This window comes from Pseudomonas sp. GW821-FHT09C10 (assembly GCF_059418085.1).
In genome coordinates, this window is the sequence record NZ_JBWKPE010000005.1 from 349,214 (window position 1) to 360,603 (window position 11,390).

The following is an 11,390-nucleotide window of genomic DNA, read 5'->3' on the forward strand; positions in this document are numbered from 1 at the left end:
GACCGTACTGGAGAACATCATGAGCAAGATCGCAATCATTGGGGCCACTGGCCGTGCCGGCAGCCAATTGCTGGAAGAAGCCCTGCGTCGTGGGCATAGCGTGGTGGCTATCGCGCGTAACACCGACAAGCTGGCTGTACGCCCCGGCGTCACCGTCAAGCAGGTTGATGCACTGGATGCCAATGCCCTGGAACAAGCCATCAGCGGCAGCGATGTGGTGATCAGCGCGGCACATTTCGCTACGCTGCCCGCCAGCGCTGTGATCGGCCCGGTGAAAAAAGCCGGGGTGAAACGCCTGCTGGTGGTGGGTGGCGCCGGTTCGTTGCGGCTGCCCGGTGGTGGGCGGGTGATCGACAGCGCGGGCTTCCCTGCCGAATACAAGGCCGAAGCCAGTGCAGGCGCCGAGTTTCTTGACGTGCTGCGTCAGGAAAAGGACCTGGATTGGACGTTCCTGTCGCCGTCGGCCTTGTTCGATGGCACCGAACGCACCGGTAAATTCCGCCTGGGCCAGGATGATTTGCTGGTGAGCAGTGACGGTAGCAGCTCGATCAGCTTTGCCGACTACGCCATCGCCATGCTCGATGAAGTGGAAGCACCGAAGCACTCGCGCCAGCGCTTCACCGTCGGCTACTGACACCTGTGAGAGGGGGCTTGCCCCCTCTCACATTTGGATCTTCAGCGCCTACGCCGGTTGCGCCTGGCTCACCAACCAATCCATCAACGCTTCAAGCCCTGCCGACGGCACCGTCCCCGGCGGATACACCAGGTAATAACCCTTCCCCGTCGGCACCCGCAGTTTGAACGGCATCACCAGCCGACCCGCCTTGAGATCCTCGCCCATCAACGCACTGTCGCCCATCGCCACCCCGGAGCCCTGGGAGGCCACGTTCATCGCCAAGTCCAACGTCTCGAAATGATGCCCCTGGCTCAAGTTGCTCAACCGCGTATCCGCCGCCTTGAGCCACCGCGCCCAATCGCGCTCATCCCGCGTGGGGTGCAACAGCACCTGTTGCTGCAGGTCCGCCGGGGTGTGCAAACCGGCGAGCAGCGCGGGGGCGCAGACCGGGGTGAGTTGCTCATCGAACAAATGCCGCGCCTCGGCCGACTGCTCGGCGATGGGCGCATAGATCACCGCCGCGTCGAATTGCTCGCGACGAAAATCCACGCTGTAGGCCACGGTGGTAGTGAGTTCAACCGGCACATCCGGGCGTTCCTTTTGCCACTGCATCAAGCGCGGCAACAACCAGCGCATGACACAGGTGGAGGCCTTGATTTGCAGGGTCTGGCGGCGATTGCCGATCTGTTCCAGCGCGTCACCGAGCAGGCCAAACACCTGCTGCACCCGTTGCGCCCACTCACGACCTTCCTCGGTCAGGCTCAACCCCCGTGCCTGGCGCTGGAACAAGGCGTAGCCCAAATGGCTCTCCAGCCCGGCGATCTGCCGGCTCACCGCGCCTTGGGTGATGTGCAGTTGCTCGGCGGCGCGGGTGAAGTTGCAGCACTGGGCCGTGACCCAGAAGGTATGCAGCGCGGGCAGGGGCGGAAGGCGTTTCATAAGGGCGCAGCCATGACGTGAAGACATGGCTAGTATGACTTTTTATCGATTGTTGCCGCTACGGGCCAGCCGTTCCAATACCGCCACGATTCCATAACAAGAGCGACACCTATGGCGACCTGCGGCGAAGTATTGGTCAACCTCCTGGAACGCTACGGCGTGGACCAGGTGTTTGGTATCCCCGGCGTGCACACCGTGGAGCTGTATCGCGGCCTGGCCCGCTCGAGCATCCGCCACGTCACCCCGCGCCACGAACAGGGCGCCGGCTTTATGGCCGACGGCTACGCGCGCACCCGTGGCAAACCGGGCGTGTGTTTCATCATCACCGGCCCCGGCATGACCAATATCACCACCGCCATGGGCCAGGCCTACGCCGACTCGATCCCGATGCTGGTGATTTCCAGCGTGCAATCGCGCAGCCAGTTGGGCGGCGGGCGCGGCAAGCTGCATGAGCTGCCGAACCAGGGCGCGATGATGGCCGGGGTGGCGGCGTTCTCCCATACATTGATGTCGGCAGCGGAATTGCCCGCCGTGCTGGCGCGGGCGTTTGCGTTGTTCCAGGCCGGCAGGCCGCGCCCGGTGCATATCGAGATTCCGTTGGATGTGCTGGTGGAAAACGCCGATGCACTGTTGGGCAGCAAGCCGATCAACGTCACCCGTGCCGGTGCGGCACCGGCGGCGGTCAGGCAGATGAGCCAGTTGCTCGCCGCCGCCAAACGTCCGCTGATCCTGGCCGGTGGCGGCGCGATTGAGGCGGCCGCCGAATTGACCCGCCTGGCCGAAACCCTCGGCGCGCCGGTGGCCCTGACCATCAATGCGAAGGGCATGCTGCCTTCCGAGCATCCGCTGCTGATCGGCTCCACCCAGTCCCTGGTCGCTACCCGCGCGCTGGTGGCCGAGGCCGATGTGGTGCTGGCCATCGGCACCGAGCTGGCCGAGACCGACTACGACGTGACCTTCGCCGGTGGCTTCGAGATACCCGGCGCGCTGCTGCGCATCGATATCGACCCCGACCAGACCGTGCGCAATTACCCGCCGCACCTCGCACTGGTGGCCGATGCGCAGATCGCCGCCGATGCCTTGCTGACCGACTTGAACCGCACGCCGCTGGGCCCCCGCCACACCGACTGGGGCGCTCAGCGCGTCGCCCGGTTGTGGGCCGAACTGGCCCCCGCCTGGGACGCCGCCACCCGCGCGCAAACCCTGTTCCTCACTACAGTGCTGGAGGCATTGCCGGGCGCCGTGCTGGTGGGCGACTCGACCCAACCGGTGTACAGCGGCAACCTGACCCTGAACCTCGACCACCCGCGCCGCTGGTTCAACTCCTCCACCGGCTACGGCACCTTGGGCTACGCCCTGCCGGCCGCCATCGGCGCGTGGCTGGGCCGTGGCGATGGGCAGCCGGTGGTGTGTTTGATCGGTGACGGCGGGCTGCAATTCACCCTGCCGGAACTGGCCAGTGCAGTGGAAGCGCGCACGCCGATCATCGTGCTGCTGTGGAATAACCAGGGTTATGAAGAGATCAAGAAATACATGCTCAACCGCGCCATCGAACCGGTCGGCGTAGACATCTACACCCCGGACTTTATCGGGGTGGCCAAGGCCCTCGGCAGTGCTGCCGACAGCGCCCACAGCGTTGCACAGCTGCGCAACGCCTTGCGCGCCGCCGCCGATCGCCCGGGGCCGACGCTGATTGAGATCGACCAGGACCTATGGATGAAGGAGACAGCGGTATGAGCGCAGTAGTGAACGGTGTGTATATCGACGGCGCATGGCGTGCCGGCCATGACGTGCTGGAGGTGATCAACCCGGCCACCGAGGCGACCCTGGCCCGCGTCAGCGTCGGCGATGGGCAGGCCGTGACCCAGGCCGTGGATGCAGCCAGCGCGGCCTTTATCGACTGGTCGAAAAGTAGCGGCCGTGATCGCGCCAGCCTGCTGCGCAAAATCGCCCAAGGCGTCAGCGCGCAGCGCGAACAGTTGATGCACCTGCAATCGAGCAACAACGGCAAGCCGCTGTTTGAAGCCGGCATCGATGTGGACGACGTGATCGCCACGTTCGAGTACTACGCCGGTATCGCCGACGACATGGACGCCGGCCAGGACCGCCCGGTGGCGCTGCCCAGCGACGACTTCAGCGCGCGGCTGCGCCGTGAGCCGTGCGGCGTGGTGGGGTTGATCGTGCCGTGGAATTTCCCGATGGTCACCACCGCCTGGAAACTCGCCCCCGCCCTTGCCGCCGGTTGCTGCGTAGTGCTCAAGCCCTCGGAAGTCACGCCATTGGCGGAGTTGCAGTTGGCGCAAATCATCGCTGACGCGGGCTGCCCGGCGGGGGTGTTCAACCTGGTCTGCGGCACCGGCTTGGCCGTTGGCGCACCGTTGGCCGCAGACCGTCGCGTGGCGAAGATTTCCTTCACCGGCAGCAACGCCGTGGGGGTGCAGGTGATGCAACGTGCAGCGGAAACCATCAAAGGCGTGAGCCTGGAATTGGGCGGTAAATCTTCGCTGCTGGTACTGGCGGATGCCGACCTCGACCTGGCGGTGGAGCTGGCGTGTGGCGGTGGTTTTTTCAACGCCGGGCAAATGTGTTCCGCCACCAGCCGCGTGCTGGTGGCCGACAGCCTGGCGGATGAATTCCTGCAACGCTTGCAGGCACAGGCTGAAGGGATTCGCGTCGCCGACCCATTTGCCGATGACGTGGAAATGGGCGCGTTGATCAACTGCGTGCAGTATCAGCGGGTGCTGGGGCATATCCAACGGGGCGTTGAGGCTGGCGCGCGATTGGTGTGTGGCGGCGAACGCCCGGCGAATCTGGCGAAGGGCTACTTCATTCGCCCGACGGTGTTTACCGACGTGCCATTGGACAGTGCGTTGTGGAACGAAGAAATCTTCGGCCCGGTGCTGTGTGTACGAGCTTTTGCCACTGAGGAAGAGGCCATTGCCCTGGCCAACGACAGCGATTTCGGCCTGGTGGCCAGCGTGGTCAGCCGCAGCGTCGAGACCACCGAGCGCGTGGCGAATGCCTTGCAGGCCGGGTTGGTGTGGATCAACGCACCGCAGGTGATCTTCCCGCAGACCGCATGGGGTGGTTACAAGCAGAGCAGTATCGGCCGTGAGCTGGGGCCGTGGGGGCTGGCGGCGTTTCAGGAGATCAAGCATGTGATCAGATCTATCTGACGACGCAGAACAAATATGGGAGGGAGCTTGCACCTAATGCCAGTCAGTTAAGGAGGAACACTGTAACTGTGGTGAGCGGGCTTGCCCCGCGTTGGGCTGCGCAGCAGCCCCAAAACACAGCCCCGGACCTGCCTGGCACACTGCAGCGCTCTTATTGGGGCTGCTACGCAGCCCAACGCGGGGCAAGCCCGCTCACCACAGGTGACTGTTTGCCCGTTCTATCTCTTAACTGATCGGCATTAGGACTTGCCCCTCCCACATTTGGATCTCAGTTGGCTTTGGAATTCCACACGGCCTTGTTGACCTCGATGGCTTTGGGCAACAACCGGTTCTGGAAAAACAGATCCGCCGTCGCCTGCTGCGCCTGAATGATCCCCTCGTCAATCGGCAAAATCGGCGAAGGCGGGCGGTTGTCCATATAGCGCGCAACCACCTCGGCGGGCAGGCCCATGAACTCGGTCAGTACTTTCAAACTGTCTTCGCGCTGGCTGCGGGTAAGGGCTTCGGCGGCGGTGAGTTCGTCGAGCAGGTCATGGATAAAGGCCCCATTGTCCCGCGCATACTCGCGCCGCGCGCTGTACACCGGTCCAGACAGGCCCAAGCCTTCGCCATTGGCCAGCACATGGCTGGGGCTCTGGCTCAAGGCGAGTGACGAGTAGGGTTCCCAAATCGCCCAGGCATCGACGCTGCCTTGTTCGAACGCCGCTCGCGCATCGGCCGGGGGCAGGTACACCGGTTGGATGTCCTTGTAGCTCAGGCCGGCGTTGTTCAGCGCGCGCAGGATCAGGTTGTGGGAGCTGGAGCCCTTCTGGAACGCCACTTTCTTGCCCTTGAGGTCCGCGACCGAATGCAGCGGGCTGTCATTGCGCACCAGGATCGTCTCGGCGCTGGGCTTGGGCGGTTCGGCGCCGATGTAGACCAGGTCGGCCCCGGCGGCTTGGGCGAACAGCGGCGGGATGTCGCCGGTGGAACCCACATCCAGTGCCCCCACGTTCAGCGCTTCAAGCATCTGCGGGCCGGCGGGGAACTCGATCCACTTCACCTCCGTCTTCGGGAAACGCTTTTCCAGCAGGTCATGTTGCTTGGCGAGGACCAGGGCGATGGAGCCTTTTTGGTAGCCGATGCGCAAGGTGGCGGGGTCGGCGGCCAGGGCGGTTTGCGTCACCGCCAGCAGGGCCAGGATCAGTGCTGGAAACTTCATGCTTTACCCTCTGTAAAACGATGGGCCGGGCGCGCCAGGCCGAGGTTTTCGCGCAAGGTGGAACCGCTGTATTCAGTGCGAAACAGGCCGCGCCGCTGCAGCTCCGGCACCACCCATTGCGCGAAATCTTCCAACCCACCCGGCAAGTGCGGCACCAGGATATTGAAACCATCGGCCGCGCCGTTTTCGAACCAGTTCTGCAGCTCGTCGGCAATCTGCGCAGGCGTGCCGATCAGGCTGTAATGCCCCCGGCCCCCGGCAATTCGCCGACCCAATTGCGCGAGGGTCAGTTGCTCACGGTTGGCCAAGTCGCTCAGCAGTTGCTGGCGACTGCGTTGTCCGCTGTCGGTCAGCGGCAGCGCCGGCAACGGCCCGTCCAGCGGATAGCCGGACAGGTCGAAATTGCCCAGCATGCGTCCCAGCAACGCGACACCCACCTCCGGTTCGACCAGATCCTGGAACGCCTCGAATTTGGCCTGGGCCTCGGCCTCGGTCGCCCCGACCACCACAAACACGCCGGGCATGATTTTCAGCGAATCCGGCCCGCGCCCGTACCGGCTCAAGCGGCCCTTGAGGTCGGCATAAAACGCCTGGGCATTGGCCAGCGAGGTCTGTGCGGTAAACACCACCTCGGCGGTCTGCGCGGCCAGCTCACGGCCGGCTTCGGAAGAACCGGCCTGCACGATCACCGGCTGGCCCTGGGGCGAGCGCGCCACATTCAGCGGGCCCTTGACCCGGAAGTGTTCGCCCACATGGTCCAGTACATGCAGTTTCGTCGGGTCGTAATAGTTGCCGCTGGCCTTGTCGCGCACAAAGGCATCGTCTTCCCAGCTGTCCCACAACCCGGTCACCACCTGATGAAACTCCTTGGCGCGGCTGTAGCGTTCGCCATGGCCGAGGTGTTCGTCGCGGCCAAAATTCTGCGCTTCGGCGGCGTTGTCCGAGGTCACCAGGTTCCAGCCCGCACGCCCGCCGGACAGGTGATCCAGCGAAGCGAATTTGCGCGCCACATGGTAGGGCTCGTTGTAGCTGGTGGTCGCCGTGGCGATCAGGCCGATGTTATCGGTCACCGCACTCAGCGCCGAGAGCAGGGTGAGCGGTTCGAAATGGTCCGAGCGCGCCATATGGCTGGCAATCGCGCCGGTGGCGGCGGCGATGCTGTCGGCCACGAACAGCGCATCGAACTTCGCCGCTTCGGCCACCCGTGCCAGGTGTTTGTACTGGGCGAAATCCAGCCCGGCATCCGCCGGCACGTCCGGGTGGCGCCAGGCGGCGACATGGTGCCCGGTGGCCATGAGAAAGGCGCCGAGTTTCAGTTGACGGCTCATGCTAGAAATCCTTGCGCAGTTGCACGCCGAAGTAACGCTCATCGTCACGGGGTACGGCGCGGTAAATGTAGTTGCCGCCACTGGCCAGCAGCGGTGAGTAGGACTTGTCGGCGAGGTTCTTGGCCAGCAACGCCACGCGCCAGCCGTTGGTGTAGTCGGCCAGGGCTACGCTGGCGTTCCAGATGCCGTAGGCGCCTTGCTTGGTGTCGACGTTCTGACTGATGTCGTACTGCACTTCGCTCTGCCAGCTGTAGTCGGTGCCCAGTTCGATGTCCAGGCCGTTATCCAGCGGGATCGTGTAGTCGGCGCGCACGTAGCTTTTCCAGTCCGGGCTGAAGGGCAGTGGCTTGCCATTCACGTTGCACGTCGCCGCTGCACCGGCCGGGCAGGCGAACTCATCAATGCGCGCACGGGTGTAGGCCAGGGCGCCGGAAAGCTTGAGTTGCTGGGTGGCCTGCAGCGCGTAATCCAGCTCGACGCCTTCGGTGCTGACGCTGCCGGCGTTGATCAGGCGGGTCACGACCTGGCCGGCGACGGTGTCGAAAAAGTTCGCCTGGTAGTTGTCGTAGTCGCTGTGGAATACCGCCAGGTTGGTGGTCAGGCGGTTGTTCCAGGCGGTGGCCTTGATCCCGGCTTCCCAGGTGTTGGAGGTTTCCGGCTTGAGCGCGTCGGTGTCGCGCGGTTGCATATTGAAGAACACGTTGTAGGCCGGGCCCTTGTAGCCGCGCGAGTAGGTGAGGTAGCTGGTGACGCTGTCGCTGAGGTCGTACTGCACCCCGAGGCGGCCGGACCAGCCGTCTTCGTCCACCGAGCCGGAGCTGGAGGTGGCCGGTTGAATCCCGCTGACCGTGGTGGCCGAGGTGGAGACGCGGCGGTGATCGTATTTCAGCTCATCGTGGGTGTAGCGCAGGCCGGCGATGCCACGAAAGCGCGAGGTGAAGTTCAGCGTGGTCTCGCCGAACACCGCGTAGCTGTCGCTGGTGGTGCTGTAGTCGGCGATGCCACGCTCGGTGCGCGTGGTGGTCGTGAGCGTGCGCTGATAGGTTTCCTCGTCCTTGCCGTGCATGTAGAACAGGCCGCCGACGTACTCCAGGAACTCACCCTTGGGCGAAGCCAGGCGCAGTTCCTGGGAGTATTGGTCGAAAGCCAGCTCGCCCTTGTCGGCGGTGCCGGGGAAGGCGGCAGTCACCGTGCCGAGGCGGTCGCCGTCCTGGTACTGGGTGTTGTCCCAGCCACGCCAGGCCGTGATCGAGGTCAGGGTGTAGTCGCCGAGGTTCCAGTCCAACTGAGCGGACAAGCCTTTATTGGTGTCCTCGACATGGCTGCGCGTATCGGTGTTGATGTCGCGGTTGTCGCCGGAGGCGCGCACCGGGCTCAAGGCATTGCTGAAGGCCGGGCTCGGGGACTTGCTGACCACGCCATTCGGCACGTCGTCGTGGGACTGCATGTAGTCGGCGATCAGGGTCAGTTTCACGTCATCGTTGGGGGTGAATTCCAGCTTGCCGCGGATGCCCTTGTGGTTGTAGCCGTTGACCTCCTGGCCGTTGTGCGGGTTATCGACGTTACCGTCGTAGCTGCCGAACAGCGTGCTGATCGAGCCCTTGAGCACCTCCGGCACCAGGCTGCCGCCGATGCCGAAACGGGTGCGGCTTTCGTTGCCGCTGTAGTACGCCTGGTCGATATAGCCGTGGGGCTCGGCGCTGGGCGCCTTGCTGGTGATGTTGAGCACGCCGGCCGAGGCGTTCTTGCCGAACAAGGTGCCTTGCGGGCCGCGCAGCACTTCGATGCGTTCCAGGTCCAGCAGGTCGAGGGTGGCCTGGCCGGGGCGTGCATAGACCACGCCGTCGATCACCGTTGCCACTGTCGGCTCCACCCCAGGGGAGGTGGAAATGGTGCCCACGCCGCGCACGAACAGCGAGGTGTCCTTGTTCGAGGCGCCGGTGCGGAAGTTCAGCGACGGCACTTGCTGGGTGATGCTTGCGACGCCGTTGCGGTTGTCGCGCTCCAGTTGTTCGCCGTCCAGCACCGAGACCGCCACCGGGACTTTTTGCAGGGATTCTTCACGCCGGGTGGCGGTGACCGTCACCGCTTTGAGCGTGGGTTCCTGCTCGTCGGCGGCAAAAGCGCCGGGCACAGGGAGGGCGGTCAAACCGGCGAGAAGGAATAAGTGCGTGTGCCTGTGCATGGTGTGTTCGCTCGAAAAAATGCCCTGAACCGCTGCGGTTCTTACGACCGTCAGCGCCTGTGGAAACTGCCTTGGGCATTCGCTTGAGCGAGTAGCAGACAGCGCGCCTTGTTAGCGCTAACATCGGCATTATTGGTAACTCGGGTTTAGAACGTCAAAGACTTAAAAATTATCCCTATATTCTTTTTGGTTGTTAGCAGGATGGTCCCGTGAGCGAAGACAAACCGCGCAAACGCCGTGGCGCCGGGCGCGTCACCTTGAACACCGTGGCCCGCCAGGCCGGGGTGTCGGCGATCACCGTGTCGCGCTATTTCAACCAGCCGGAGCAAGTCTCGTCCGAGCGTCGCGAGCGCATCGCCGAGGTGGTGGCGGAGCTGGGTTATGTGCCCAACCTGGTGGCCGGCGGGCTGGCGTCGGCGCGGGGGCGGATCGTGGCGATGGTGATCCCGAACATCTCGGGGCCGATCTTCGCCAACACGATCCAGGGCTTCAGCGACACCCTCAGTCGCCATGGGTATCAGCTGTTGCTGGCGTCCAGTTACTTCAGCGCCGAGCAGGAAGAAAGCGCGGTGCGCGCGTTCCTCGGCTGGTCGCCGGCGGCGCTGGTGTTGACCAGCCGCTTCCACAGTGCAGGCACCGAAAAGATGATCGCCGACACCGATATCCCGGTGGTGGAAACCTGGGACTACGTGCCCGAACGCGCGCCGGTGCAGATCGGTTTTTCCCACTACGACGTCGGCGTCACGGCCGCGCGCTACCTGCATGGCAAGGGCTATCGGCGCATGGCCTTCGTGCAGAACAGCGCCACGGGCGACTTCAGCGCGCTGGAGCGGGGTGATGGGTTTGCCGCGACCCTGATCGAACTGGGTGTACAGCCCCGGGTCTTCGTCCCGGACGCTGACAGCGCGCCGTTCGAAGCCGGCAAGCAGGCGATGCAAGCCCTGATGAACCACGCCACCCCACCTGACGCGATCTTCTTCGCCAATGACAACCTCGCAGCCGGTGGTTTGCTGGCGGGGCAGCGTTCCGGGTTAAAGTGCGCGGTGCTTGGGTTCGGTGACTACCCGTTTGCCGAAATGCTGTTGCCCAGCCTGAGTACGATCAAACCGCCGGCCCTGGAGATCGGCGTACTGGCGGCAACCCGCGTGCTGGAAAGCCTCGGCGTGTTGCCGCATGCCGTACAGCGTTTGAACCTGTTGGATTGCCGCTTGATCGAACGGGAAAGCGCCTGAGCTTTTTTATCTCCCACTAGGACCTGCCCATGACCGAACCCGCCCCCAAGACCCGCCGCGCCCCCAAAGGTGAAAAACGCCGCGAAGAGCTGCTGGACGCGGCCCTGCAGGTGTTCTCCCTGGAAGGCTACAGCGGCGCCTCGATGGCCCAGGTGGCGGCGATCGTGGGTATTTCGGTGGCCGGGCTGCTGCATCATTTTCCCAGCAAGATCTCGCTGTTGATGGGGGTGTTGCAGCGTCGCGATGAGGTCAATCAACGGATTGCCGATGAAGTGCGTGCGGAGAAAACCCTCAATGGCTTGCTCGGCAGCCTGCGTGCGATCAATCGTTCGAATGCCACGGCACCGGGCGTGGTGCGCGCGTTTACTATCTTGAATGCCGAAAGCCTGCTGGACACCCATCCGGCCTGGGCCTGGTTCCAGGCGCGCTATGCGGCGATTCACCAGCGCATGCAGGGGCAGTTTGCCGACCTGGTCGCGGCGGGGGAGGTGCGCAGCGATGTGGACATCGCCGGGCTGGTGGAAGAAATCCTGGCCATGATGGATGGCCTGCAGATCCAGTGGCTGCGGTTTCCCGAGCAGGTGGACCTGGTGGCGCGGTTTGACGGCTACATCGCGCGGGTCGAGGCAGCCATCAGAACCTGAGTCGAACACAGTCAACATGTGGGAGGGGGCTTGCCCCGATGGCGGCCTCTGGGCCGACCATCTGCTGGG

General features: G+C 64.2%; 9 protein-coding genes. 5 read left to right on the forward strand and 4 right to left on the reverse strand.

The genetic code is table 11. From position 1 onward, the window contains the following. Positions 1-19 precede the first annotated feature (19 nt). Positions 20-634: an NAD(P)-dependent oxidoreductase gene (locus AC07OT_RS13140; RefSeq protein ID WP_495108243.1), complete on the forward strand. Its 615-nt coding sequence runs from the start codon at positions 20-22 to the stop codon at positions 632-634. A 48-nt stretch (positions 635-682) separates the two neighbouring features. Here the strand turns inward: AC07OT_RS13140 and AC07OT_RS13145 are convergent, their stop codons facing one another. Further along, the gene (locus tag AC07OT_RS13145; RefSeq protein ID WP_495108244.1) at positions 683-1,555 is read right to left on the reverse strand and encodes a LysR substrate-binding domain-containing protein; all 873 of its coding nucleotides are present in this window, start codon (positions 1,553-1,555) and stop codon (positions 683-685) included. A 111-nt stretch (positions 1,556-1,666) separates the two neighbouring features. Between AC07OT_RS13145 and AC07OT_RS13150 the strand changes: the two genes are divergently transcribed. Both AC07OT_RS13150 and AC07OT_RS13155 read left to right on the forward strand, forming a co-directional pair. Continuing rightward, positions 1,667-3,292, forward strand: coding sequence for a 5-guanidino-2-oxopentanoate decarboxylase (locus tag AC07OT_RS13150; RefSeq protein ID WP_495108245.1), 1,626 nt, complete (start codon positions 1,667-1,669; stop codon positions 3,290-3,292). Next, positions 3,289-4,731, forward strand: coding sequence for an aldehyde dehydrogenase family protein (locus AC07OT_RS13155; protein ID WP_495108246.1), 1,443 nt, complete (start codon positions 3,289-3,291; stop codon positions 4,729-4,731). The genes AC07OT_RS13150 and AC07OT_RS13155 overlap by 4 nt, the downstream gene beginning before the upstream one ends. 268 nt (positions 4,732-4,999) lie before the next feature. Here AC07OT_RS13155 and AC07OT_RS13160 read toward each other — a convergent pair whose 3' ends face one another. Genes AC07OT_RS13160 through AC07OT_RS13170 form a run of 3 tightly spaced genes read right to left on the reverse strand, consistent with a single transcriptional unit; the run spans position 5,000 to position 9,445 of the window. Beyond that, positions 5,000-5,932 (reverse strand): sulfonate ABC transporter substrate-binding protein, encoded by a 933-nt coding sequence (locus tag AC07OT_RS13160; RefSeq protein ID WP_495101208.1) that lies wholly within the window; start codon positions 5,930-5,932, stop codon positions 5,000-5,002. Beyond that, a complete protein-coding gene (locus tag AC07OT_RS13165; protein ID WP_495108247.1) occupies positions 5,929-7,260 on the reverse strand; it encodes an LLM class flavin-dependent oxidoreductase in 1,332 nt (443 codons plus the stop codon). Before AC07OT_RS13165 ends, AC07OT_RS13160 begins: the two co-directional genes overlap by 4 nt. A gap of 1 nt (position 7,261) precedes the next feature. After that, positions 7,262-9,445, reverse strand: coding sequence for a TonB-dependent receptor (locus tag AC07OT_RS13170; protein WP_495108248.1), 2,184 nt, complete (start codon positions 9,443-9,445; stop codon positions 7,262-7,264). A gap of 209 nt (positions 9,446-9,654) precedes the next feature. On the opposite strand from AC07OT_RS13170, the gene AC07OT_RS13175 reads away from it, so the two are divergent. Next, entirely contained in the window at positions 9,655-10,677 is a 1,023-nt protein-coding gene (locus AC07OT_RS13175) for a LacI family DNA-binding transcriptional regulator (RefSeq protein ID WP_495108249.1), read from the forward strand. A gap of 29 nt (positions 10,678-10,706) precedes the next feature. Then, positions 10,707-11,321: a TetR/AcrR family transcriptional regulator gene (locus tag AC07OT_RS13180; protein ID WP_115486958.1), complete on the forward strand. Its 615-nt coding sequence runs from the start codon at positions 10,707-10,709 to the stop codon at positions 11,319-11,321. Positions 11,322-11,390: the final 69 nt, after the last annotated feature.